Source organism: Nitrosomonas sp. (genome assembly GCF_019752095.1).
Classification (GTDB): domain Bacteria; phylum Pseudomonadota; class Gammaproteobacteria; order Burkholderiales; family Nitrosomonadaceae; genus Nitrosomonas.
In genome coordinates this window covers 1-26,462 of the sequence record NZ_JAIEMO010000040.1, presented here as the reverse complement: position 1 = coordinate 26,462, position 26,462 = coordinate 1, and the positions used below count along the sequence as shown (strand labels likewise).

The 26,462-nt window shown below is 46.1% G+C and carries 23 protein-coding genes; 8 read left to right on the top strand and 15 right to left on the bottom strand.

The window, feature by feature from the left end:
* Positions 1–2 precede the first annotated feature (2 nt).
* Genes K2Q13_RS11840 through flhB form a run of 4 tightly spaced genes read right to left on the bottom strand, consistent with a single transcriptional unit; the run spans position 3 to position 5,464 of the window.
* A complete protein-coding gene (locus tag K2Q13_RS11840) occupies positions 3–899 on the bottom strand; it encodes an AAA family ATPase (RefSeq protein ID WP_292921344.1) in 897 nt (298 codons plus the stop codon).
* On the bottom strand, positions 892–2,193 hold the full coding sequence (gene flhF, locus K2Q13_RS11835) for a flagellar biosynthesis protein FlhF (protein WP_292921343.1): 1,302 nt from the start codon (positions 2,191–2,193) through the stop codon (positions 892–894). The genes K2Q13_RS11840 and flhF overlap by 8 nt, the downstream gene beginning before the upstream one ends.
* On the bottom strand, positions 2,190–4,271 hold the full coding sequence (flhA, locus tag K2Q13_RS11830; RefSeq protein WP_292921341.1) for a flagellar biosynthesis protein FlhA: 2,082 nt from the start codon (positions 4,269–4,271) through the stop codon (positions 2,190–2,192). Before flhA ends, flhF begins: the two co-directional genes overlap by 4 nt.
* A 53-nt stretch (positions 4,272–4,324) precedes the next feature.
* The gene (gene flhB / locus K2Q13_RS11825; protein WP_292921339.1) at positions 4,325–5,464 is read right to left on the bottom strand and encodes a flagellar biosynthesis protein FlhB; all 1,140 of its coding nucleotides are present in this window, start codon (positions 5,462–5,464) and stop codon (positions 4,325–4,327) included.
* A gap of 279 nt (positions 5,465–5,743) precedes the next feature.
* Here flhB and K2Q13_RS11820 point away from each other — a divergent pair, with 279 nt between their 5' ends.
* The gene (locus K2Q13_RS11820; RefSeq protein ID WP_365725891.1) at positions 5,744–8,071 is read left to right on the top strand and encodes a penicillin acylase family protein; all 2,328 of its coding nucleotides are present in this window, start codon (positions 5,744–5,746) and stop codon (positions 8,069–8,071) included.
* A 91-nt stretch (positions 8,072–8,162) separates the two neighbouring features.
* Here K2Q13_RS11820 and K2Q13_RS11815 read toward each other — a convergent pair whose 3' ends face one another.
* From K2Q13_RS11815 to K2Q13_RS11800, 4 genes are read right to left on the bottom strand one after another with little or no spacing between them, the layout of a single operon-like run.
* Entirely contained in the window at positions 8,163–8,528 is a 366-nt protein-coding gene (locus K2Q13_RS11815) for a hypothetical protein (RefSeq protein WP_292921337.1), read from the bottom strand.
* The gene (gene pepP, locus K2Q13_RS11810; RefSeq protein ID WP_292921336.1) at positions 8,525–9,832 is read right to left on the bottom strand and encodes a Xaa-Pro aminopeptidase; all 1,308 of its coding nucleotides are present in this window, start codon (positions 9,830–9,832) and stop codon (positions 8,525–8,527) included. Before pepP ends, K2Q13_RS11815 begins: the two co-directional genes overlap by 4 nt.
* Positions 9,833–9,863: 31 nt before the next feature.
* The gene (murU, locus tag K2Q13_RS11805) at positions 9,864–10,565 is read right to left on the bottom strand and encodes an N-acetylmuramate alpha-1-phosphate uridylyltransferase MurU (RefSeq protein WP_292921366.1); all 702 of its coding nucleotides are present in this window, start codon (positions 10,563–10,565) and stop codon (positions 9,864–9,866) included.
* 19 nt (positions 10,566–10,584) lie between these two features.
* Positions 10,585–11,589, bottom strand: a complete 1,005-nt coding sequence (locus K2Q13_RS11800) for a phosphotransferase (protein WP_292921335.1) — start codon at positions 11,587–11,589, stop codon at positions 10,585–10,587.
* Between the two features lie 222 nt (positions 11,590–11,811).
* Between K2Q13_RS11800 and K2Q13_RS11795 the strand changes: the two genes are divergently transcribed.
* Complete coding sequence (locus tag K2Q13_RS11795) at positions 11,812–12,078, top strand: accessory factor UbiK family protein (protein WP_292921334.1); 267 nt, start codon at positions 11,812–11,814, stop codon at positions 12,076–12,078.
* Between the two features lie 70 nt (positions 12,079–12,148).
* Positions 12,149–13,654 (top strand): YifB family Mg chelatase-like AAA ATPase, encoded by a 1,506-nt coding sequence (locus K2Q13_RS11790; RefSeq protein WP_292921333.1) that lies wholly within the window; start codon positions 12,149–12,151, stop codon positions 13,652–13,654.
* 1,108 nt (positions 13,655–14,762) lie between these two features.
* On the opposite strand, the gene K2Q13_RS11785 is transcribed toward K2Q13_RS11790, so the two are convergent.
* The 3 genes from K2Q13_RS11785 to K2Q13_RS11775 all read right to left on the bottom strand — a co-directional run bounded on the left by K2Q13_RS11785 (position 14,763) and on the right by K2Q13_RS11775 (position 16,866).
* Positions 14,763–15,635 (bottom strand): alpha/beta hydrolase, encoded by an 873-nt coding sequence (locus K2Q13_RS11785; RefSeq protein ID WP_292921332.1) that lies wholly within the window; start codon positions 15,633–15,635, stop codon positions 14,763–14,765.
* Positions 15,636–16,010: a DUF393 domain-containing protein gene (locus tag K2Q13_RS11780; protein WP_292921331.1), complete on the bottom strand. Its 375-nt coding sequence runs from the start codon at positions 16,008–16,010 to the stop codon at positions 15,636–15,638.
* Positions 16,011–16,326: 316 nt separating this feature from the next.
* Positions 16,327–16,866: a CHRD domain-containing protein gene (locus K2Q13_RS11775; protein ID WP_292921330.1), complete on the bottom strand. Its 540-nt coding sequence runs from the start codon at positions 16,864–16,866 to the stop codon at positions 16,327–16,329.
* 243 nt (positions 16,867–17,109) lie between these two features.
* Between K2Q13_RS11775 and K2Q13_RS11770 the strand changes: the two genes are divergently transcribed.
* The 5 genes from K2Q13_RS11770 (at position 17,110) to K2Q13_RS11750 (ending at position 22,619) form a co-directional block, all read left to right on the top strand.
* Entirely contained in the window at positions 17,110–17,799 is a 690-nt protein-coding gene (locus K2Q13_RS11770; RefSeq protein ID WP_292921329.1) for a DUF2064 domain-containing protein, read from the top strand.
* Positions 17,792–18,481, top strand: coding sequence for a TIGR04283 family arsenosugar biosynthesis glycosyltransferase (locus tag K2Q13_RS11765; RefSeq protein ID WP_292921327.1), 690 nt, complete (start codon positions 17,792–17,794; stop codon positions 18,479–18,481). Before K2Q13_RS11770 ends, K2Q13_RS11765 begins: the two co-directional genes overlap by 8 nt.
* Positions 18,482–18,521: 40 nt before the next feature.
* Complete coding sequence (locus K2Q13_RS11760) at positions 18,522–19,568, top strand: methyltransferase domain-containing protein (protein WP_292921325.1); 1,047 nt, start codon at positions 18,522–18,524, stop codon at positions 19,566–19,568.
* Between the two features lie 2 nt (positions 19,569–19,570).
* Positions 19,571–20,521: a radical SAM protein gene (locus K2Q13_RS11755; protein WP_292921324.1), complete on the top strand. Its 951-nt coding sequence runs from the start codon at positions 19,571–19,573 to the stop codon at positions 20,519–20,521.
* Between the two features lie 163 nt (positions 20,522–20,684).
* Positions 20,685–22,619 carry an EAL domain-containing protein gene (locus K2Q13_RS11750; RefSeq protein WP_292921323.1) on the top strand — a complete coding sequence of 645 codons (1,935 nt, stop codon included), beginning with the start codon at positions 20,685–20,687 and terminating at the stop codon, positions 22,617–22,619.
* 276 nt (positions 22,620–22,895) lie between these two features.
* Here K2Q13_RS11750 and K2Q13_RS11745 read toward each other — a convergent pair whose 3' ends face one another.
* The 4 genes from K2Q13_RS11745 to K2Q13_RS11730 all read right to left on the bottom strand — a co-directional run bounded on the left by K2Q13_RS11745 (position 22,896) and on the right by K2Q13_RS11730 (position 26,439).
* Positions 22,896–23,489 carry a hypothetical protein gene (locus K2Q13_RS11745; protein WP_292921322.1) on the bottom strand — a complete coding sequence of 198 codons (594 nt, stop codon included), beginning with the start codon at positions 23,487–23,489 and terminating at the stop codon, positions 22,896–22,898.
* A gap of 21 nt (positions 23,490–23,510) precedes the next feature.
* On the bottom strand, positions 23,511–25,532 hold the full coding sequence (locus K2Q13_RS11740; RefSeq protein WP_292921321.1) for a CopD family protein: 2,022 nt from the start codon (positions 25,530–25,532) through the stop codon (positions 23,511–23,513).
* Positions 25,533–25,864: 332 nt separating this feature from the next.
* Complete coding sequence (locus tag K2Q13_RS11735) at positions 25,865–25,963, bottom strand: hypothetical protein (protein WP_292921320.1); 99 nt, start codon at positions 25,961–25,963, stop codon at positions 25,865–25,867.
* 293 nt (positions 25,964–26,256) lie between these two features.
* Entirely contained in the window at positions 26,257–26,439 is a 183-nt protein-coding gene (locus K2Q13_RS11730; RefSeq protein ID WP_292921319.1) for a hypothetical protein, read from the bottom strand.
* Positions 26,440–26,462 lie beyond the last annotated feature (23 nt).

Here is a 26,462-nt window from a genome sequence, read left to right as displayed (position 1 = left end):
ATTTACACCATAAAATTGGCCATACTTAGATGGCTTGTCTGAATCAATCGTTGTATAAAATTATCAATTCCACCGTGATACTTATCTGGACAAGAAGAGCGTAAAATATTTTGCGCCACCTGCCCAAAGCACATTGCAGCCTGTGAAGACGGGTATACTTCCAGCACAGGCTTACACAATTGTGTTGAACTGCGTAATTTCTCATCGTTCGGAATATAACCTGCATATTCAAGCGTTACCGATAGATATTGACAAGCCACTTTGTAGAAATTTTGATAAATTGCTAACGATTCAGCTTCCGACCCCACTTTATTCACCACTATGAGAAAATGCCTCCTCGTATACTCCTGGCTCATGATCTTAATTAGAACATACGCACCTGTGAGAGATGCGGCTGAGCCAGAAATCACCATCATCACCTGTTCCGAAGCCAAACTGAGCGGCAACACGTGGGTTGTCCCTGCCATTGCGGTATCTATCAGAACAATATCTACAGATTTAGTTAACTCTGAAAAACTTCTAACAAGCCAATCTTGCTCGAGCGGACTCAACTTGTTCAGCGCATGAATACCTCGCATGGCGGATAATATGGCAATATTTCGAGGGCCCTGCAAAAGCACCTGGTCTAGTCTTTTATCCTTATAAATTACATGCAGCAGGTCAAAACGTGCCTGCAATCCAAGACTGGTACAAATGTTGTTATGGCAAGGATTTTCGTCAATTAGCAATACACGCTGACCTTTCTGAGCCAAGGCAACTGCCAGATTCACGACAAGACTGGTTTTTCCAACCCGAGACTTCCCTCCCGCAATAGTAAAGACACGCGCTGAATCAGATGCCTTGAATGATGTTAGTCTGCGCAGACCCATTGCCTGATCGTGTAACATTAATCTAGTCATGGAGAAACCCTGCCGATGATTTTTCTCCAAATTGCGTCATTTCACTACTCTTCTTAGTTGCCATTACCAAAGCAAATTCGGCATCCTGTAGAGTAAATGCCGAATCACCAGGAGTGGGTTTAAAAACACGATGCAATAAATAACGCGGATTTGCCGCGTGAATATCTTCCGGAACTTTCTGTCCATTTGCGACATAATGCAGCACCAATTTTCTGCGAATAACAGTATCCAGCGCCACACCCAAGTTTGCAGCCTCATCGACTTTAGTGATAATACAGCCGTAAATACCACTTTTCTGATAAGCGGAAACCACTTCATCCAGTGTTTTTCCATTGGATGCTGCACTTAATATCAACAACCGCTTAACATCGGCTCCACAATTACTTAACATCGTAATCTGCTCGGCAAGCATTTGATCGCGCTGACTCATCCCTACAGTATCAATCAACACCATATGCTTATTTCTAAGCTCTGATAGTGTCAGCTGCAAATCTTCAGTATCTTTAATCGTGCGCACAGGAATACCGAGTAATCGGCCATAGATCCTCAACTGCTCATGGCCACCGATACGGTAGCTGTCAGTGGTGAGTAGTGCCACTCTATCCGCGCCATGCCGAATTACACAACGCGCCGCCAATTTTGCTGTGGTAGTAGTTTTACCAACACCTGTGGGGCCGATCAACGCATAAATACCGCCCTTTTCTATTATTTCGTCGTTGACAACAGTATGCAGATTAGAGACTAATGCAGACATTGCCTGCTTCAAGCTTGACTCGTAATCAAGCTCAGCGGTCAGTTTCTCCACTAACCGGCGCGATAATAGCGGGCTAAAACCTGAATCCAGCAAAGTACGAAGCAGTTTTAGTTTTTCCGGACTACGTTGCGTAAAATTCCCCCATGCAACAGTATTCAACTGATCTTCCAATGCGCTCTTCATGGCCTGAATTTCAGCAATAATGTCGCGGGCAAATGAAGCAGTTGTCGCATCATTTGTGGTTTTTCTAACGCCTTCCTGGTCATTCGTTATCGCAAGCAGTTCTGCATATGACTCAACAGACCCTAATTCTTTAGTCAGTTTTTTATTTTGCTCATAGTAAGCGGCACTCACTGATTGTGATGCAGGTAATGGTTGCGAAGGTACTAAATTAGACATTTCAGAGTCAGCCAGCGCCATGATTTCCACGCCATCTCTGGTTTTTCTGTTCGAGAGTATGACGGCATTGTCACCAAGTTCTTCTTTAACCTGACGCATCGCTTCTCTGGATGTGGATGCAATATAACGCTTTACTTTCATTTGTTACCTCCAATAACGGAAGTGATCTTAATTCTTCTTGAATCGGGAATCTCAGAATGGGCTAATACTCTTAATTGAGGCAGTGCGCGACGTAAAAATCTAGCCAACAAAAAACGAATGGTGCCCGGAACAAGTAATACAATTGGTAATCCGAGCTTCTCTTGCTGATGGGCAGCACTGTGAGCTTCTTTTAACAAGGTATCGGCAAGTCCGGGTTCAATTCCAGCGCTTTGCCCACCGCCAGTTTGCATCACTTGGCTAAGAATATTTTCCAATTCGTGATGTAAGCTCATCACTTGCACTTCTGAACCTGCAGGATAATATTGATCAAGAATAGCGCGCCCCAAGGCTGTTCTGATGATTGCTGTCAGCTCGATAGCATCCTGTGTTTGCACTGCATGCTCAGTCAACACATCGATAATGGTGCGCATGTCGCGAATATGCACACTCTCTTGCAGCAAGTTATGCAAAACTTTCTGTACTGTCGACAGCGGCAATAATTTTGGAACCAGATCCTCAATAAGTTTGGGAAATTGTGTATTAAGATGATCAAGCAGTTTCTGCAATTCCTGCCTACCCAATAATTCAGCAGCGTGCGAATGGATCAAGTGGTTGATATGCGTCGTTACTACCGTGCTAGCATCAACCACGGTATAGCCATGCAGTTGCGCCTGTTCGCGCAAGGTTGCTTCAATCCATACTGCTGGCAATCCGAATGCCGGATCACTGGTTGCTGTGCCGGGCAACTGCATCGTAACTTGCCCTGGATTTATCGCTAGATACATACCCAAGTAAGATTCTCCCTGACCGATGACAGAACCTTTCAACGTAATACGATAAGCGTTAGGTCGTAACTCCAGGTTATCCCTAATATGAATTACAGGTGGTAGAAAACCGATTTCCTGAGCGAATTTCCTTCGTATGCCATTAATTCTTTTTAGTAGATCTCCTTGCTGTGCTTTATCGACCAAAGGAATCAACCGATAACCAACTTCTAGTCCCAATGTATCAATTGGGGTTACATCATTCCAACTGGCATCTGTCTTTTCGATCGTCGGTATTTCCGGAGCAACAGACTCAACAAGCTGCGTGACCGGGCTTTTTTTCTTCCAATAGGCTATCGCACCTAAGGCAGAAGCGATAAAAAGAAATACAAAATTTGGCATACCCGGAATGAGCCCCATCACAGCTAAAATTGCGGCAGTAATTACCAATACTTGCGGTTGATTAAATAGCTGACTTAAAACTTGTTCGCCCAGATCTTGATCAGTCGTTACTCGACTCACCACCATGCCTGCAGCAGTAGAAATAATCAACGATGGAATTTGCCCAACTAAACCATCGCCAATAGTTAACAAAGTATAATTCTTCGCTGCCGATCCTAATTCCATGTCGTGCTGCACTACACCCACAATCAATCCACCGATAATAGTAATTAGCATGATCAATATGCCGGCAATCGCATCACCGCGCACAAATTTACTGGCACCATCCATGGAACCATAGAAATCGGCCTCTTGTGAAATGACCTGTCTACGGTTACGTGCATCTTCCTCACCGATCAATCCAGCATTCAAATCAGCGTCTATGGCCATCTGCTTTCCAGGCATGGCATCGAGTGTGAAACGTGCGCTGACTTCAGCGATACGCCCTGCACCCTTAGTGATCACGACAAAATTGATCACCACCAGAATAATGAATACCACTAGCCCAACCGCATAATTTCCACCCACTAGAAAGTGTCCGAATGCTTCGATCACTTTACCTGCGGCATCTGATCCGGTATGCCCTTCAAGTAGGACAACCCGGGTTGAAGCGATATTTAACGACAGTCGCAACAAAGTTGTAATCAGCAAAATAGTCGGGAATACTGCAAAATCGAGTGGATTCCTGGTATATAGGCTCACCATGAGCACGATAATGGCTATCGCAATATTGAAGGTAAACAACAGATCCAATACAAAAGGCGGCAATGGCAACACCATCATGGCCAGGATCATAATAATCAAGACCGGCCCAGCCAAGGTCCTGAAATTATTAATATCTGCTAAAGATGACAATGTAACCGCATTATTCATGGTTTCGAAATAAATAATTTAAAGAAAAATTAACTTAAAATTCACTCATACTGCTAAACCGCAAGATTTACCTGATCCAGCTCAGCCGGAACAGGAACGTCAACCGGTGGTCTGGGCTCAGCACCGCCATATTCGTTATATCGCCGTAACTGAAAAACATAGGCCAATATTTCGGCCACTGCGGTATACAACTTTTCCGGTATTTCGCTCTCCAGTTCGGCGTGATGATATAAAGCCCGCGCAAGTGGCGGTGCTTCAAGAATAGGTATGCGGTGTTCCGTGGCAATCTCCCGAATACGTGCAGCCAGCAAATGCACACCTTTGGCAATGACTTTGGGTGCTCGCATGTTGCTTTGATAGCGTAACGCCACAGCATAGTGTGTCGGATTAGTAACAATAACGTCCGCCTTAGGAATTTCAGACATCATGCGGCGGCGTGCAGCCTCACGTTGCAGATTACGGATACGAGCTTTAACATAAGGATCGCCTTCGCTTTCCTTGTGCTCTTTACGAATCTCTTCTTGAGTCATGCGTAATTGCTTCGCATGTTCCCAGATTTGAAATGGCACATCGATCGCAACAATCATGATCATTGCGCCGATGATCATTAGAAAACTCATTGCCAGGAAATCACCGGTGCGGCTAATTCCCAAATTAACGGATACTGTGAGCAACGCCATCACAGATTCTTTGTTATACCAAATAACCACTGCTGCGACACCCCCAACGATGATGGTTTTAAGAATGGCCTTAACAAGCTCAATCAGACTACGCATTGAGAAAATGCGGGCCAAACCTTTAAATGGGTCAACGCGCTTAAAATCTGGAATAACTGCCTTAGCACTGATAATCCAGCCACTCAAAAACATTGGGGCAAAGAATGCCACGACCAGAAGCAAAAACAACAAGGGTGCCATCGATATCAAACCTTCAATAGCAAGCTCATAAAAACGATCAATCATTAAATCAGGCTGAAACGCCAACTCCCGCTCCATTTGCATGCCAGATTGCATGATTTTCACCAACTTCTCCATCAGACCTGCGCCCATCATCAATATCCCGACAGCTGCAGCCATCAATAAAGTAAATGTGGTAAGTTCTTGAGAACGCGCAACCTGGCCTTCTTCCCGCGCCTTCTCCAGGCGCCTGGGTGTGGCCTCTTCAGTACGTTCTAGATCACTTTCTTCAGACATGACGAGCTCCAAATTTCTATCAATGAATTATCATTGGAATTATCTGAATCCCATATTGGGAATAAAGAAGGAATCATCCCCTTTATTACTGGAACATTAAAAGCAGTCATATATCGTTCCTATTACCCGTGGACCAGATCATTTTTCAGTTAATGGCTATGGCAAATCTGAAACGTATTACTATATGATTTACCCGTTTATTTTTGCGATCACTCGATGCAGTTTACTTTACGTTTTGTCAGATACATTTTTGCAACAGGGCTGCTTATCACTGTTTTATTGGTCCTTATCATCTTCTTACTACTGCGCGCTAGTTTGCCGCAATATGACGGCGAAGCGCCGCTTGCTGGATTATCTGCACCCGTATTCATCGACCGAGATGCACTTGGCAGCGTGACCTTCAAAGGCGAAAATCGATTGGATTTAGCACTAGCGATGGGCTATGTCCATGCACAGGAACGCTTCTTTGAAATGGATTTGATGCGCCGGCAGGCTGCAGGCGAATTATCCGAATTATTCGGCACCGCATCACTCGCGCATGATCGCAAAACACGCGCATTTCGCATGCGCGCACGCGCTACCGCCGTTTTACATCAGTTGCCCAAAACTCAAAAGCAATTGCTCGATGCTTATCGCGACGGTGTCAATCAGGGCATTGCAGCACTGACGGTGCGCCCTTTCCCATACCTATTGACCCAAACCCAGCCTGCGGTGTGGCGCAATGAAGACAGCATTTTAGTCATTGCTGCAATGTTTTTTACTTTGAATGAATCCAATATTTATCGTGAACTGGCGCTGTCCAATCTACGTGCAACGCTATCAGAACCGGTTTATCGATTTTTGAACACTCCAGCTGGCAATTGGGATGCGCCGCTGATTGATGAACCCATCATCTTGCCGGAGCTCCCTTCAGCGGTGCACATCAATCTGCAAGCATTAGACAAAAAACTATTCAATGGCAACCCGTTAGCCATAGAACAATTGCCCGGCAGTAACAGTTTTGCGGTTGCCGGAGGACTAACCGACGGCCCTGCTATCGTCGCTAATGACATGCATCTAACTTTACGAGCACCTAACCTCTGGTTTAGAACTCGCCTTATTTATCCCGATGCCGCAACTGCAGATCAGTTTCACGACATCACCGGCATCAGCCTACCCGGCGTACCTTCGATTGTGATCGGCTCAAATCGGCATATCGCCTGGAGCTTCACCAATAGCCACGGAGATTTTTCCGACTGGGCAAGGATAAAAACTGATGCAGACAACCAAACTCGCTACCTCAGTTCAACCGGCTGGCAACCGATGAAGATTCACCATGAAACCATTCGCATCCGCGATTCAATAGATGAAACCCTGCAAATTTCAGAAACTGAATGGGGCCCTATTTTGGCGCAAGACCACGATAAAACTCCATTGGCATTAGCCTGGACAGCATTGCAACCTGAAGCTATAAATCTTAAATTGATCGAACTGGAACAGGTCAGAACCGCGCAGCACGCCGCAAAAATTGCGCCGTTACTTGGCATCCCGGTACAAAACTTTATCGTCGGTGATCGTCACGGCAATATCAGTTGGACCCTCGCAGGCCGCATCCCCATCCGATCCGGTATGTATGATCCGCACGTACCTGCCGACTGGACTACAGCAAGTACGGGATGGAGTGGATGGCTGGAACCCGAGCGCTATCCGCTCATCAATAATCCTGCAACACAGCGACTATGGTCTGCAAATTCACGCCCTGTTTCAGGTAGTCTGCTGAATCTATTGGGTAATGGCGGCTTTGATTTAGGCGCAAGAGCCACGCAAATTCGCGACAGTTTATTGGCGCGTAACCAATTTACCGTAGCAGATATGCAAGCCATTCAATTAGATAATCGCGCGCTCTTGTTGACACGTTGGCATCAGCTACTGAGCATTACTCTGGAATCGGCAGAAAGTAAGCTACCGTGGGTTTTAACAATGAAGAACGCATTAGCTGACTGGAATGGACATGCTTCCACGGATTCAATTGCCTACCGGATTGTACGCACGTATCGCTATGAAGTGACAAAGACTGTATTAAACGGTTTTGCCGCCTCAGTGCGGCAAAACGATGCAGCTTTTGAATTACCTAGACTAAGCCAAGCGGAAGTAATTGTGTGGCAACTGCTCGAACAGAAACCCCAACACCTACTGCCATCGCCGTATAAAAATTGGGAAGAATTACTATACCTTTGCGCACAACAAAGCGCCGAACAGATGGAACAAGATGGTGGTATTGCTGAACGAAGCTGGGGTGAAGTCAATGCAGCGCTTATTCGGCACCCCCTCAGTCAAAAACTTCCATCATGGGTAGCACAATGGCTTGATATGCCAAGTGATCCGCTACCGGGTGATCACAATATGCCGCGCGTGCAATCCCCCAACTTTGGCGCCTCGCAACGCTCCGTGGTTGCCCCAGGGCAGGAAGAACATGGCTATTTTGATATGCCTGGAGGACAAAGCGGCCATCCGCTTTCGCCATACTACGGTCGTGGACACGCCGACTGGGTAAATGGAAATCGCACACCTTTTCTTCCGGGGGCAGCGGAAAGACAAATGAAGCTTATTTCAGTCCAGTCCAAATAAATAGATTCCAGCAAAGCTAGTTATCTTGGTTAATTATCTTCATCGATAAGCACTGCACAGCCATAGTACAAACTATCTGCTATGCAACAGACTACTTCTTCTGTCCGCTCCGATGTACTTCTGTTTCTTCAATAATTTGTGCGTCTTCGATGATTACGGCTTGATCCATTCCGGATTGACGGTTCACATCATTGGATTGCTGCATGGTCTTTTCATGTTTCCGGCGTAACCACCAGAAACGTATGCCAACGACCACAACAGCCACGGCAACTAATGCCAGGAAAGCGGCAAAAAAGAAAATACCCGCGAACACCATAACCACAACAACGGGAATCAGCATCGCATAAGTGAGCCAGCGATTTAAAGGCGAAACCGGTGCACGCTGAAATTCTCCCGACTCATCCTGACGGTATTCAGCAATCCTGCTAATAATAATTTTTCTCTCTTCATCATTCATTGCATTAACTCCTCTATTGCAGCAATTGTTTTGGGTGCCGCTAAAGTTAAAAGTTCATGGTCCGTTTGCGTAACCACCACGTCATCCTCAATGCGAATGCCAATATTCCAGAAATGCTCCGGCACATTATCCGCTGGACGGATATAGCAACCCGGCTCAACTGTCAGCACCATACCAGGCTGCAATAAACGCCATTCACCTTTCTGCTTATATACTCCGACATCATGCACATCCATACCCAGCCAATGTCCGGTCTTATGCATATAAAAACGTTTGTAGTCACCTGACTCCAGCACAGCCTCCATGCTACCCTGACATAATCCCAAATCGATAAAACCTTGCGCTAATACACGCAGTGCGGCTTGGTGCGGATCATTCCAGCTGCTCCCCGGTTTCACCTGTAATATAGCTGCTGTCTGGGCAGCCAACACGAGTTGATACACATCTCTTTGTGCGGCAGTAAATTTTCCATTGACCGGAAATGTCCGCGTAATATCAGAAGCATAACCATCCAGCTCACAACCCGCGTCAATCAATAATAAATCACCTGATTTCAGCTCGGCATTATTTTGTACATAATGTAACACGCATGCGTTAGCGCCTCCGGCAACAATAGAAGTATAAGCCGGTGCCTGAGCGCCATGCCGACAGAAGGTATAAAGCAGTTCAGCTTCAATCTCGTTTTCGCGCATTCCCGGAATTGTCGTTTGCATCGCGCGCTGATGTGCCTGCGCCGAAATATCTGCTGCCCGCTGCATAATTTGCAATTCGTCGGTACCCTTAATCAGGCGCATTTCATCCAATAATGCACGGTAATCATGAATCTCGCTCGGTGCCGCAACGCCTGTACGCGCCAGTTCACGCACCCGATTTAACCAACCGACAACACGCTGATCCCAGTTCTGATCCAATCCCAAGGCGGTATAAACAGCGGGTTGATTTGCGAGTAACTGGGGCAGCAATTCTTCCAATTTAGCTAGTGGATAGGTCTCATCAAAGCCAAAAACCTCCTTGGCTGCCTCCGGCCCATAGCGAAAACCATCCCAGATCTCACGCTCAGCGTCTTTCTCGCGGCAAAATAAAATATGCTTGGCCGGTGCATGATCAGTTGCGGCAACAATCAACAGCACCGCCTCTGGTTCACGAAAACCAGTCAAGTAATAAAAATAGCTATCAAACCGGTATGGATAATGCGCATCACCATTCCGTAGCTGCTCCAGAGCCGTTGGAATAATCGCCACACCCGTCTGCATTTGAGCTGCCAGAAGTTTTCGACGTGCGATAAAAGGTTGAATATAGGTCATAGTTGCAGTTTCAAGTTATTACAATCACTTATTACTTGATCCCTGATTGCGCTTTAAGTTGCTTATCCAGTGCTTCCAGTCGCTCCGGTGTTCCCACATCGATCCAATATCCGGAAAAGTATTCACCACTCACTTTGCCGTGCTCTATCGCCTGTCGCAATAACGGAGCCAATTTCACCGCCATGCCCGGTTTTATTGCGCAAAACAGCTGTGGTCGATAAATACCGATGCCGCTAAACGTTAATCGATTGTTACCTGTCAGCAAGATCTGATTTTGCCGTAACGTAAAGTCTCCTGCGGCGTGGTGCAGTGGATTATCTACCAGTACCAGATGCGCCAACTGCACGCTCTCCGACTGCATCGCACTCATTACCGGTAACAGCGATACATAGTCCATTTCACAAAAAATATCTGCGTTGACCACCAGAAATGGTTGATTGCTGGACTGACCCGTCAATAGTGGCAAAGCATTGGCGATCCCGCCCGCAGTTTCTAGAACCACTCGCTCAGGCGAGTACTGAATATTAACACCATAGCACTCACCTGTACCCAAAGCATTTTCAATCATTGCACCCAGGTACGCATGGTTAATGACAATATCGGTAAAACCAGCAAGCGCCAGATTTCTTAGCTGATATTCAATTAACGACGCACCACCCGCCTTTAACAATGGCTTGGGTACAGCATCGGTAAGCGAGCGCATGCGCTCACCACGCCCCGCCGCAAGAATCATCGCCTTATAGGGAACACCTTTAGAAAGTGTAACCAATCTTCTGGCCCGATTTAACAGGATGCAATTCATCCAATAAATTCAGCAGCGGACGGAGTTCCCGGTAACGCTCGCAAGCTGTACGCAAATATTGCATCACCAGCGGCATATCGTTTAGATAAGCCGCTTTGCCGTCGCGATAATTGAGACGGGCAAAAATCCCTAACACTTTTAGGTGTCGTTGCACACCCATCCACTCAAAGTCGCGATAAAACTCTGCAAAATCTGCAGCCACCGGCAACCCGGCTTGGCGTGCTTTTTCCCAATAGCGAATGGTCCAATCCAGAATGCGGTCTTCGTCCCAGTGAATATAGGCATCTTTGAATAAAGACACCAGATCATAGGTAATCGGCCCATGTACCGCATCCTGAAAATCAAGAATACCCGGATTCGGTGTAGACACCATCAAATTGCGTGAATGATAATCCCGATGCACCAATACTTTGGCCTGTGCCAGATTATTTTGCAATATATGTTCAAAAGCATTGCGTAAAACCGTTTGCTGTTCTTTGGATAGATTCACTTGCAAATGTTTCGCAATATACCAATCAGGAAACAAATCAAGTTCTCGCTGCAATAACGCTTGATCATAACTTGGCAAGCCTTCGACCTGTTGCGACATCTGCATTTGCACCAACGCATCCGTCGCGTCGCAATAAAGTTGATTGGCTGACTCAGGCGCCTGATTGAGTGCATGCAAAAAAGTGGTATGACCCAAGTCGGATAACAACAAAAAACCAAGCTCCAGATTTTGCGCCAGAATTCTGGGCACATGCACCCCGGCTGCAGCCAGAATCTCCGCTACGTGCAAGAACGGCGCACAATCTTCATATTGTGGCGGCGCGTCCATCACAACCAATGTTTGATCATCGAAAGAAATCCGAAAATAGCGCCGGAAGCTTGCATCTGCAGAAGCAGGCTCCAGCGTAAATAATCTTCCGGGAAATTGTCCCTTTACCCAATTCTCAACTTGTTGTGCACGTTCCATTCATATATCCGGATAATTAGTCGTTCTCATCAAGATCAAAAATAGCCTATATTTTAATCATTGAGAAAGCTTCACAAACTTTCCCTAGCGGGTAAAACTGGAACCGTTCTCAATAACAGTGGATAATTCGATCTTGTAAGATATCTCATAGCATGAGATTTTATCACGTCACACACGTGGCCAGCTGATCAACTGGTAGATCAATCAACAAGGAGAACAACCATGATTAATAAAAATGTAATTGACGAAATCAATGCCAAAGTCAGCGAAATTATGCAAAACAGCCCAGCCAAAGATATTGAAAAAAATGTCCGGGTTTTATTATCGGGCGCATTTTCCCGGCTTGAATTAGTCACCCGTGATGAATTTGATATCCAGCAGGAAGTATTACAGCGCACCCGTGAAAAACTGATGATTCTTGAAGCCAAGGTGACCGAACTGGAAGCTCAGTTGGGTACAAACGAAATACAACCAGAGTCCGATAAGTAAATTTATAGCCCTTGGTAATGCTTTGAGTAAATCTTAACCCGCATCCATAACTTAATTCTGCGCTTAATAGATGTCACTCGCCGTACTGTATAGCCGCGCGCTTTCCGGTATTCAAGCACCGTTGGTGACAGTGGAAACACACATCGCCAACGGCTTGCCCAGTTTTACCATCGTCGGTCTTCCCGATACCGAAGTTAAAGAAAGTAAAGACCGTGTCAGAGCGGCGCTGCAAAATGCACAATTCAAAATCCCTGCGCAACGTATCACCATCAATCTGGCCCCTGCCGATTTACCCAAAGAGAGCGGACGGTTCGACTTACCCATAGCATTAGGAATACTCGCGGCGACCGGGCAAATCCCCAAAGATAAACTGGACCAATATGAATGGGCCGGCGAACTGGCATTAACCGGAGAATTGCGCCCGATTCACGGCGCTCTGGCGATGACCTACAACGCATCGCAATCCGGCCGCAGTTTTGTGCTGCCGGAACAAAATGCGGCTGAAGCCGCATTAGTCAAAAAAGCCACGATCTACGCGGCCAAATCGTTACTACAAATCTGCGCGCATTTAACCGGACGAGAAACCTTACCCATTTTTTCAGGCGTAACCGAGACCAGGAACGAAGACTCCACTTACCTTGATCTTGATGAAGTCAGAGGACAAACGCATGCCAAACGTGCGCTGGAAATTGCCGCCGCAGGTGGCCACAGTCTGCTAATGATTGGCCCTCCGGGCACCGGAAAATCCATGTTGGCGGCACGCTTCCCCGGCATTCTACCGCCCATGACCGAGGCGGAAGCCCTTGAATCTGCAGCCATTCAATCACTCAGTTATGGTAACTTCAATATTGAGAATTGGAAGAAACGGCCATTCCGCTCGCCGCACCATACGGCATCCGGTGTTGCTCTGGTCGGCGGTGGCAGCCACCCTCGCCCCGGTGAAATTTCACTGGCCATGCACGGCGTGTTGTTTCTGGACGAGCTGGCCGAATTCGACCGCAAAGTTCTGGAAGTATTGCGCGAACCTCTGGAATCCGGAAAAATCACCATTTCCCGCGCCGCACGTCAAGCAGAATTCCCGGCGCAATTTCAACTAATTGCTGCAATGAATCCCTGTCCCTGTGGCTATTTGGGTCACCCCAACGGGAAATGCCATTGCACCCCAGACCAGATTTCCCGCTATCGCGGCAGAATCTCCGGCCCGCTACTGGATCGTATCGATATGCAGATCGAAGTTCCAGCAGTGCCGCAAGAGGAGCTGATGCGCCAGCGAATCACCGGTGAAAAAAGCAGCATAATCAGAGACCGCGTAACAGAAACGCATCAACGGCAACTCAACCGGCAGGAAAAGACTAATAACCGCTTGAGCGTCAAAGACATCGACAAATTCTGCGCGCTGGATACCGCCAGTGAGAATTTACTGAAGCAAGCGATTAGCCGCTTGAATTTATCAGCGCGCGCATATCATCGCATTTTAAAAGTAGCACGGACAATTGCAGATTTATCGAGTGTTAAAAAAATTAACAATCAGCATATTGCTGAGGCGATTCAGTATCGTAGGCTGGATAAGCAATAAATTTCATATTGCATCATCTTTTAACACCCAATTAAAAAAACCTAATCTTGGGCTATTAATCTTAGATTCTGGATTCTGGACCTGACACTGGCATTTACGATCTGTTGAGTTGACAGCATGTCAGAAAAATTATTAGCAGATAATTGATTGATTTATGTAACAATACATCTTCCGTCTGATATCAAAAGATGGATAACACTGAAGATCAGGATAGATCGCTTTAATTAAAAAGCTGCTGATCAATCTCTCAATCTTATATGGAGTAATAAAATGACAAAAAAACTGATAGTTATATTAACCATACTAATGCTTGTATCACTGAGTGGTTGTTGGGGTCAGTTTTAATTGGGTTTTTAATTGGTAATTTTTGCAATCTGCTTCTTGATTGTTGACAGTATGCAGAAGAATTGTTAGCAATCAACTACTTGATTTATGAACTAAACAACTGCCGGCTAAAGCCGGTGGTTGTTTAATGAAGAAACATGGGGACAGGTCTAGAATTGAGAATATTTTCGATGGATTGCATGATTTTTTGTTTTGTAATCTAAATTCGTGATTCAGTACTTGAATATTCTGCAGGAATTTTCAAGTAATTTGGTTGATTTTTGTACGCATCTCATAGGCACGATTTTGTTTCAGCATTCTGAATATAATGCTGGAAAGTTGTCGGCCAAACGCCAGAATTGCTTGATTATGTGATTTCACCTCAACCCTTTTCTTCTCATAGTAACGCAGGCAAAGGTAACTGTACTACGCTATACGAATGGCAAACTAGCAGTCTTGCATGGACCACGAAATATTGCCCTTTTTGACGAAACAGGATAGAAAATAAAACACAATAAAAAATTGGTGCGTAAATCCGCCGCCTCAGTTTCGCAATAAACCCTAATACGGGTCACGGTGTTTTAGACAACTTATTTGCTATAAAGCCGAACATTCCTATTTGCTGCTAACACCCATGTAAATAGCTGTGAAAAATACCATTGAGAAACACTAAATTACACTTATTATACGAATCTAGCCATAGATAAATATTGTACATCCAAAAATAGGTCTTTGTATTTTTACTCCGCTGCTTACACAAATCTCGATTTGAAAAATAGTATGCCTAGCGGAGAGTATGATTTTTTAAAACCCAGGTGTCTATCAGCGCGCGAAGATGATCAGGATGTGTGGCCGGGAGCCAATGATCGGAGTCAATGGTAACAAACTCCACTTGTGGCAATGCTGCAAGCGCAGTTTGCGTGCGCTTTGCATCGGTGATGCTTCGCCCGCGTGATTGAATCACCAGGCAAGGACAATGCACAGCAGCAACCGGCAGGGGTTGCATAAGTTCAATGAGATTACTGAGGTACTGGACTGTCGGCATCGTCTTGATGTCAAGCCAAGGTGAACCGTAATCTGCCAGTATTTCTTTTAGTTGCGTGTGATTGGCTTCATGAAGACGACGGTCCAGTAGCTGCAGGTCCAGGGTTTCGAGTTGGCGTCGATAAAAACCGAGGCGATTGATTAATTTAATCAATCCCAGAGCAAGATGCAGTACCGGTAGGAGACGACGCAACCAGACAAGAATGCCCATTATCGCCTCACGCGCCATAGGTTCTATGAGCACCAATCCAGCACACCTATCGGGAAAGCGCGATGCGAAGCCAAGCGCAATGTTGGCGCCCAAACAATGGCCCACGACGAAAGCTTGCGCCTGCTGCTCGTGATTCAGCATGCTGGCAATATCTTGACTCCAGTCTTTGATACGTGCCGCTCCTCGCCAAATGGATTCTCCGTGTCCGCGCAGATCTGGACGAAGCAGAAGCCGATCGTTAGCTAAGTGGCTATGTTTAACGAAATGCCACCAACGCGTAGAGTTACTTGCAGCACCATGCAGCAGCACGATGGGCATATTCCGTTCACTTTGTACCGGTGTCCATCGTCGGTAGGCGAGTTCAACGCCATCTTCACCCTGGAAATATCGTTTTTCATCCATCTACAAACGCCCGCTTTTTTCCAAACGCCGCTTGACCATCCGGTGGTAGAGTGACGACAGCAATGGGCGAATCACGGGTAGACCAATGAACCAAGCCAGCGGTTTTAGCAGGAATACCCGGGACATCAACAAAATATAAGCATCCAGTTCGGAAACTATCTTTTGATGTTCATCACGAACATGCAACTGTGTCAGGGCCAAGTGGGGATCAATACCGATGTCACGCAAATGTTCGTCTTGCTCAGTGATATCGAACCAGCATACATCTTCCCCATTTTTTCCTGCCAGCTTTTCATAGTTTTCTCGATCCTTGATACAACTGGGACATGCGCCATCATAATAGACGGTGATCTTTTCTCTTCCCTCACGCATCATAATCCCTCTTGATTAGATACAAAAACGGCAAGGATCTCGAGATCAGGCCTTACATCTCACGCCCATTCTTATTGTAATGATCCAAGCGATATTACTGGCAAAAATAAACAATGAGGGTACCAAATGTTTAAGGTCTGCAACGGGTTCTTCATTGTGTGATTATTATGTCTTACGTAATTGCGTTGTGCTGGGCAAAAAAACCCAGCACAACGGTATTTGACCTGACTTCAGATACTGATTTGTTACCTTATTTCCATAATCCATTTGTCATCAGATCATAATAATAAACTGCCTTTCCTTTTTACTGACTTGAGCCTTAGTCATCATTGCTACTCTCTTCTTCTAGTAATTGCCCCCGAATCACACCTGCTGGGAAAGCCGTACTATGCACATTCGCGTAGATTTTTCCGCCTCGCATTGCAAAAGCCAGAGAAGCGATGTTATTAAGCGGCACGCCGCATGCTTCAATAGCCTCAGGTGTTTCAGGCGATACGATATCGCTGTTATCCAAGGCAACTTCAACTGAACCTTCGCCCACATCCACTGGCGGATCTACAGGACCGAAAAGAAAAGCCACGATCGGCCCGTTCACCCCCGCAGATGCACAGTGAAAATGTGCCTGCGTTATTCCAGAACCATTACGAACAGTAAGACGAAACTGCGCTTTGGTTAACGCCGAATCAAATTCAACTTCGATTGCGCCGGTGGTATCAGCAGCAACCCCGCCTGCGGGAGTGGTAACCTCTTGCGCGCCACTTAAGCCCGCCTTGAATTTTAATTCATTTGCAGCATATGCAGAACTCAATCCAAAAAACAAAATTATCAATAAAAACAGATTAATATACAGTTTCTTCATGATTTATTCTCCTTATAGAATAACCACCTTTCGATAGTGATATTTCTAATTTAAAACTCAAGGTGGTATTCAGGTCCAAAATTAAGAATCCTTGTGCTTGCGAAGAACAACGCCAAACACTCTTCGGCGCAGCTATAGTATGGTGAATTCAAGCACCAATCGCAATAGTTAAATTAAGTAGTAAACTTGCGATTCCCCTTGGTCTTGCCACTGGGCTGTTTATTAATTTAAAGTTATGACTCCATGAGCAAAGTTGTTCTTGTTTTACTGTGTAAGCGACCGGCTCTCGGCATAGGTAAGCAAAGATTGGCTGCGAGCCTAGGCATGGAATTGGCGCAGCAGGTTGCTGATGCATTGTTGGCATGTGCACTGGAAGACACATGTCATTGGCCTGGCTCGGTGATCATTGCGCCCGCCGATCAAGAAGATATGGAATGGGCGCAAGCCTTGTCAGTACCAACGTATTTTCCGGGAACCATTATGCCGCAGGTGGCAGGCAATTTGGGACAGCGGCTCAATGCATTAGATCGGGCATTGCGTGCGCAAGGCATGGAACAATTGGTATTTATCGGCAGTGACGCACCGGGGTTGACTTCAGTTGATTACGAGGCGACCTGTGCTGCATTGCAATATCATGATGTTGTGTTAATTCCAGCCCTCGATGGTGGTGTCGTGCTTATGGCCAATCGATGTGCATGGCCGGACTTGGCTGCCTTGCCGTGGAGCAGCAGTCGTTTAGGCCTCTCTTTGATGGATATTTGCCGCAATGCCGGACAATCCGTGATGACGATAAAACAAGGGCGTGATGTCGATGAGTTGAAAGATTTGATAGCGTTGACTCGTTTGCTGCGACAGGATGAACGACCCGCACGCCGTGCATTGTTGGAGCTTGTTGATAAGATCACTTCATCTACAAAAATACCTTATGGTTAAGTGTAGTGTCATTATCCCTTGCTATTATGATGATGAAAATTTAGCGCGTCTAATGGAGCAGTTGCAGCAATTACCAAATAAGCCGTGTGAAATCATTATCGTTGATGCTGCCAATAGCGCTCGTTGCTTAGATATTTGTAAACAGTTCAGGATACAGCGGTTGGTGAGTGAGCCTTGCCGTGGGCAGCAATTGCGCCTTGGCGCAATGCAGGCCAAAGGCGACGTGTTGTGGTTTCTGCATGCGGATGCGCAACTCTCCACCGATCCGGTGGCAGCGATATCAAGTGCGTTAGCACGAGGTGCAATTGGTGGTTATTTTCGTTTCCGCTTTGCCAAGCCGCGTGCTTGGCAAGCTTTTATTTTGGAACCGGCGATAGCGCTACGATGCCGTTTCGGTGTTCCCTATGGTGATCAAGGAATTTTTATCAAGCGCTTAGTTTATCAACAAATAGGCGGACATGCGCCGTGGCCGCTGTTTGAGGAAGTGCCTTTAGTGCAATCCACTCGCCGTTGTGGTAAGTTTTTAGCATTGTCCGAGCCTGTTTTTGTCGATACGCGTCGTTGGCGGCGTGATGGTTGGTGGCGGCGTACCTGGCATAATCGCAAATTGGCCTGGAATTTTATGCGTGGCGTTACGCCTCAGGAGCTCGCTGAAAAATACCATTCTAAAATTGGCTCGTGAATGACATAATGATGCAAATCATCCAATGTGAAGGAATATCATGCAAGAGATTGTGCAAAAATATTATGGTGAAACCCTTACGGGAACTCAGGATTTATTGACTGATGCGTGTTGCACAGACACAGGATTGCCACATTTTATCAAACCGCTGCTGAATCGAGTGCATGCGGAAGTGCGAGCACGTTATTACGGCTGCGGTCTGGTTTTGCCTGAATTACTGGAGGGATTAGCCATTCTGGATCTAGGGTGCGGTGCAGGGAGAGATGTGTATGTGCTATCGCAATTAGTCGGAGAGAAAGGACAAATTATCGGCGTGGATATGACTGAGGAGCAACTGGCAGTTGCCCGTCAGCATGAAAAATACCACCAGAAAGCCTTCGGCTACAAACGCAGCAATGTGCGCTTTCTGCACGGCTATATCGAACGGTTGCACGAGCTTGAATTGGCGGATGCCAGCGTGGATTTAATCGTATCCAATTGCGTCATTAATCTGGCGTCAGATAAGGCGGCGGTATTGCGTGAAGCTTTCCGTACATTGAAACCTGGTGGGGAATTGTATTTCTCCGATGTCTACAGCGACCGGCGTATTCCAGCGGAATTGACGCATGATCCGGTGCTGTATGGCGAATGCTTAAGTGGTGCGCTGTATTGGAATGATTTTTTGCAACTGGCGCGCAAGAATGGTTTTTCCGATCCACGTTTGGTCGAAGATCGGTCAATTGCCATTAATAACTCTGAGTTATCCGACAAAACCGGGAATATTCGTTTTTATTCGGCAACTTATCGGCTGTTTAAACTGCACGATCTGGAGCCGGCTTGTGAGGATCATGGACAATCGGTGGTATATCGAGGCACGGTTCCTCATCATCCCCATGCATTTCGGTTGGATAAGCATCATTTTATTGAAGCTGGCAGGCAGTTTCCAGTGTGTGGGAATACTTGGCGTATGCTGCATGACACGCGATTCAGAGAGCACTTCGATTTTTATGGTAACTTTGATCAGCATTTCGGTATTTTTCCTGGTTGTGGTATGGGCATTCCGTTTGCAGATGCAACCACTGACGGACAGACCAGCGGATGCTGTTAAACATGAATGCCACTGTTTTACCAACATCTGGAAAGCCCCATACCCATCGCTCCAAATCATGGTATGTCACACACGACAACAAGCCGCATGGTTTTATCCGATCGCATGCTTTGGAGGAATTATGGTTTCACACCGGCACCGCGTGTAATTTAGCTTGCCCCTTCTGCCTGGAAGGATCAAAACCTGGTGATGATCGTCTGCAACTGATGCGTTTCGATGATGCTAAACCATATATTGACGAAGCAATGGTTCTGGGCGTTAAGCAATTTTCTTTTACCGGTGGAGAGCCTTTTGTTAATAAAGACATAGTGCATATTCTCGATTATGCATTGCAGCATCGCCCCTGCATGGTGCTGACTAACGCTACGGAACCACTGATCAAGCGTTTGTCGCAATTGGAGTCAGTGCGTGAACTTCCCCATGCTGTGCATTTCCGGGTTAGCCTAGATCATTTCCTGGCGGATGAGCATGATCGAGCCCGTGGTGAGGGGATGTTTTCGATGGCGCTGGATGGTTTATGTGCTTTGAATGAGTTGGGATTCGGTGTATCCGTGGCAAGTCAGAAAATTTCTGGTTTGTCGGCAAGTAAAGTGGCTAAGTGCTTTGCAGAGGTTTTTCGCGGCGCGGGTTTACCAGAAAATTTACCGCGAATTGAATTTCCTGAATTTTATCCACCTAATAGTACCGTTCCTGCGCCCCAGATTACACAGAGTTGCATGGTGGATTATCAAACCGAATCGACCCGGCGTGAATTCATGTGCGCTTTTAGCCGTATGGTGGTGAAGAATGCCGGTGAATGCAAGGTTTACGCGTGCACACTGGTCGATGACGATGCCGATTATGTGTTAGGGCGAACTCTGACTGAGAGTCTGCAAGAACCGGTGAGTATGAAACACCATCGTTGTTACAGTTGTTTTCAGTTTGGCGCTTCGTGCAGTGAAATGAAGCGATAATGATGAAATGTCATTGATTATTCGGGTTGTTTTTTAGTTTTGACCTGCAGTGTTTTTAATGTCGCAATGAGAATAGCATCAAGTGCCTAGATTAAGATTGACTTTAGTCAGAAACGAATCTGCCGACTATAATGAAGCTATTACAATCTAGAGGTGAAGGGCTATGGCATACTCTGCCAAAGAAACCGATACAGTAAGTCGTAATTCAGTGACAAAGAATGAACAACTACTAACGATGATCGAGCGCGTCACTTGTGCTCTCAGAACTTTGAGCGCTGGCAATCATACTTTATTGCATGCCTCAGACGAGCAAGAATTGCTGCATGATATGTGCCAAGTTATCGTGGAAAAAGGTGGTTATCGCATGGTTGGCGTCGCATATGCAGAACACGACAAAGATAAAAGCCTTCACTGGATGGCAAGTATTGGAGTAGATAAAGAATTTGTGGAGGCGCTACAATACACTTGGGCCGATACAGAAATGGGACGCTCCGCCACAGCTATTGCGATTCGCACAGGCCAGCCCTGTGTGGGCAGGAGTATCCTCACTGATCCTGTCTATGCTGCCCCCGCTTATGCTCCCCTTCGCGAAAATGCAATCAAGGCCGGTTATGCTGCAGTTACCGCTTTTCCTTTGCGCGTTAATGAGCAGGTGCTTGGTGCCTTGGTTATGGGTGCAATCGAACCTGATGCGTTTGATGAAGAAGAAGTCAAATTACTCAGCGAATTGGCCGATGACTTGGCTTATGGCATCACCAACCTGCGCATGCGCATTGAGCATCAGACAGCCCAAGCTACCATTGCACGGCTGGCTTATTATGATTCCTTGACTGAATTGCCCAACCGCACCTTCATGCTTGAGCGCTTGCAAGATGCCATTCAAACTGCAAAAAGTAACCATCATCCTCTCGCTCTCTTGCATATGAGTATTGTCCGGTTACGTGGCATCAATCAAATCTTAGGTTATGGTTCGGGAGATCAATTGTTGCAACAACTGGCTCAGCGGCTGAAGCGCAGCCTGGAAACTGGTAATTTCCTGGCGCGAGTCGGAGAAGGCGAGTTTGCTTTGCTCTTGCCCAGCGGAGGATCTGATGATGCTATTCAAGCTGCACAGCGGCTGGCTAATGTCTTGCACGACTCCGTGGAAGTGGCGGGTTTAATGGTCGATCCGCGCGTCAGCATAGGCATTGCCCTTTATCCAGTTCACGCCATCAAAGCGGATATCTTGTTGCGACGTGCTAATGCGGCTACAAATGATGTCTGTCCTTCCCGGGGCGGCTACGCCATATATACAGGAGGACAGGAACAAGAATGTACCCGACGTCTTTCCTTAATGGGGGATTTTCGACAAGCGATTGAACGGAAAGAGTTATTGCTATATTGTCAGCCCAAAGTCGACATTGTTTCGCGACGGGTGTGTGGAGCAGAGGCTTTGGTGCGCTGGCAGCATCCTGTGCACGGTATGCTTGCAACCACGGAGTTCATCAAGCTCGCTGAAAATGCCGGTTTAATTACTCCTCTGACGCATTGGATGCTCGATGCAGTTTTTAGTCAAAGTTATGCCTGGCATGAAGTAGGGTTAGAGCAGGCCTTATCGGTGAATTTGTCCGCGCATGATTTGTATGACCCTATGCTCATCGACCGTATCAAAGGTCTGTTTTCCACTTGGAATATTAGTCCGGAGCTGATTCAATTTGAATTGACCGAGAGCACCTTAATGGAAGAGCCGTCAATCGCACTAGAAACATTAACCAAGCTAAAGAAACTTGGGACCCGATTATTCATTGACGACTTTGGCACGGGATATTCGAGCTTGAGTTATTTGCAAAAACTGCCAGTAGATTCAATCAAGATTGATCAGTCGTTTGTCATGCCAATGGAAGCAAACAATGATTCAGCTGTGATTGTGCATTCGACCATTGAACTTGGGCATAATCTGGATTTGGAAGTAGTGGCGGAAGGAGTCGATAGCCAGGCTGTGTGGGATCTCCTGGTAACATTGGAATGCGATGTGGCGCAAGGCTATCTGATCAGCATGCCGATGCCAGCAGAGGAATTCAGCAATTGGGAAAGCGAATGGGTGCGTATGCCGGTATAAGGGTGCTGTGTATATTTGTCCGTAATGTATTGTCAAGTTAAGTAAATTTGGACACAAATATTCAATTACAGACTTTAAGTCTGACGATACTTTTTCCAAGACGCAAAAACCCCTTATTTCAGCTCGCTATAGTAGCTTAAGTTAAATCAATAATAGAACTAATGCACATTGTATGATTTCAAATGAAAATCGATGGCACTTGTATAGCGTCGCTGATTTTTTTATTTCTCTATTATCGTTCAGGTCCAGCTCACTTAGCATTATCCTTGTTTCATATCAATTCCTTGCAAATCTTATCCCAATGGTTGCATTGGTATCAGATGCAGTCAATATGGCAGAAAAATGATCGTCGATTTGAATCCACTGTGCACGACCAAACCTGATATCGGTCGAAGTGAGAGGATCGCACGCTCTTGCATTTTCCAATTCTTCTGCAATATCCGTACAAACTAAATGATAAAGCTGTTGTGCCATGCCGATATCGGAATCAGGAATCGGTGCATCACGCGATGTGGGGCTTTTGTTCCGCCCACCGCTCATGCCGCGATAATAGGTGATTTGACGAAAAGTTGGATTATCATCGATTTCCACACGAGAAATAGTACTCCGCCCTTTATCCGCATATTCCTGTTTTGTATACAAAGACTCCTTGATCTGTATGTAATCCCGCGCTTGTAGAATATCCGCAATCATTTCTAGTGGTGTATTGATTGAAATACCCTCGATTTCAACCGTTTTCAATGTTTGCCTTTCCGAATTGCCAGCCCATCCATGCGATGCAGTAATGCATAGTAGCCCGACAATCCAAAACAACATGAACTTCCGAGTAAGACTACCCTGGCATAATTTTTTCCATTTCATATTGTTCATCTCAATCTCCTTGTAAAAACTTTAATGCGCATGTTCACCGGGTGGCGGCATGATTTCATCTTCTTGATTAAGTTGCCTCAACTGCAGTGTCAAAGCATCGAAATTTTGCCAACCAAATCCTTCGAATTGGCCCACCCATCGTGCGCGCAAGTAACCAAAACGATCGGTAATAAATTCCATATGTCCAGGAAACATTCCTTTACCCGACAAATCAGGAACCGTTCTAACTCGGCGGTAGAGCCAATAACTATCTTTGATCTCCGACCAACCCTCGATTACCACAGGAAAATTAGCAATTTCAGCAACTTGCTCCAACTCCGCTTGACTCAGCGCACGAATTGGAACCGCCAGAATCTCAGTATTTAGCGCCTTGATTCTGTCATATGCAGCAGCCAATTGAAAAAAGCGTTCTTTAGATTGAGGCCAGGAAAATAACACCAGCAATACATTCTTTTGCAAACGGAAATCTTTTAAATTGCCACTGGAACCATCATTCGCTGCATAATTAAATACCGGCGATGCGATGACAGGCATCTCAGGTAAAATCATACTCCCCAACAAGCGCGCATCAAAACCACGCGACAGTGCATGAAGAAAATTGATCAAATCCCAGCGATCATCTTCGGATAAAGTTGCTGCATAACCAGGCATTTGCGTTCCAGGGATACCGTGCGTTAACAGATGAAAAACGTTACCTACGGTATATTTTGCCGTATGTTGTTGCGTCAACAGATCGGTAGGGTCACGCACGTCGGGATCGACCACAGGCTGAGTACCCTTGCCTTGCGGTCCATGACAGTTGCTGCAGTTTTCTGCAAACAACCTGGAACCATTAACAATGGAGATCGCATCAAAAGGGATTGTCGGTTTCAGATAAGTCTCAGGATAAGCTTCAATCGCCAAAGGCGGCAAAGCAATCGCCATCGAACTAATTCCCAGCAAACTAGGCACCAAAATCTTTGTCATGCGGTTCCAGTGATTCTTTTTACCCAACCAGATAGTACTCAATGCGATGAGAAACAACACAATTCCGGACCACACCATTTCTTGCACATACGGCTCATCCCAGGTTGCATTGATCGAGAAACGGAACGGATAAGGCCAATTCTCAATCATCGTATGCTTGGCAGGCAGCGTATTGGCCAGAATGGTTGCAAGTAGTACCAGCAATACTGCTAAAAAGAACTCAATACCGACCCACTGCCTTAGATGTTTAGTACTGCGATTGTTCTGTTCAACACCATCCTCAGACAACCTGGGAAGCCACCGGTAACGTGCTTGATATGCAATCACCAAAATGACCGCCAGAATACTTAACTTGGCGATTAATAACCAGCCGTAAGGACTGGCAACCAGGGTATGATAAAAAGTCTCAACCAAGCGATCGGTCACAATCAAACCGGTCACCGCCAACAGCAACATGACAGGCGCTGCAACAACTGAGAATTTTTTCAGATAACTTGTCGTTACCAAGCCCAGTGCTTTACCGGATTCACTGTGGCTACTGTATAAAATAAGCAGAACAGCTGGTAACGCACCAAACCAGGCGCCTGCCAGCAATATATGCACCGCATACGGAGCAACCGCTGCAAACGACATCTCATCCGCGCTGGAATGACTCATCAGCGTACCCGCTATCAACGGAAACGAAGCAACAACAGCCCATAAAAGATAATGCCATTTTTCTCGCTTGGCACGCCGAAGAACAAGAATAGCCATCAATAGCACACTTGCCAGCGCCGCGCGAGCCACCCAAACATAACCAATCTGCGTTTTCTGCACGATTTCCAGCCAAGCAAGTGGACTCCAAACATTAGCAACAATTCCCGTTGCTTCACCCGTCGTGATAGCCAGAATGCCAATCAATCCAAGTAAGACGGCACCCGCCATCCATGGAAAACACCTTTCCAACCGGGCGACCCAAGCAGCTTCAAATAATGTTTTCTGCTGACCAATAATAAACAGAAAAACACAACTTCCAAATAAAATTAAATTGGCGGTCAATTGTGACCACCGAGCAAATGCAGCAATGAATTCAATCATGTTCTTACGATAAGGCCATTTCTATTATTGTGACAATACCTGCGAAATAGATTGCATAGACAGCAACTCGATCAGCAGGCAATTCAGGATTTTCTGGGTTCAGATAATATATGAAAACATTCTACCTTGAGTTGAGAGATATTCAAGTTTACTGATGTGCGTACCACCAAACACTTAAAGTTGCCCTTATGATTGCGTATTGCTGATTTATCAAACAATGAATAAATAACTCCCAACGCATTAATAAATGCGCCCCGCCATGTTGCACTAAGGCTATATGAAAAATAGGTATGAATTATTTTTCAAACAAGGAAAACGATTAGAATATATTTTCATCCATCAATTAGGAATTCAACAAGGTAACTAGCAAAAGTGTTTTGTTTCCTGCGGTATGCCACAAAACCTAACAGTCCTAACCCAGCCAGTAGCATAGCGTAGGTGGAAGGGCTCCGGTATCAGCGATACGTCCTGTGAGTATTGGATTTTCGAGTCCGTCAACATCTACTACAACATCTCTGCGAGTGAACTCTACACTCCATGTCTCCCCGAATAAGTTTAGTTCCGAATTAGACCAGTAACCGCCGTTCCGTAAATTAATGAACGGTGCTGGGGTGCTGGGGTGCTGGGGTGCTGGGGTGCTGGGGTGCTGGGGTGCTGGGGTGCTGGGGTACTGGGGTACTGGGGTGGCGGACTGATCCCATCCTCAAAAAATTAATGACGCATGTCAGCCTGATGCTTCACCGACATATGCATTTGCGTCTGCCAACCATGTAATATTCCTGTGTGTGTCGTAATATGCGACACCACCCGGTCTCGATTCTAATGCTGCGTCGACCGTTAATACCAGCCCGAGTGAAAATATTCCCGCACATAACAACGTGGTTAATGATCTGTTGATATGATTCATAAACATGCCCCTTATTTAAGTTA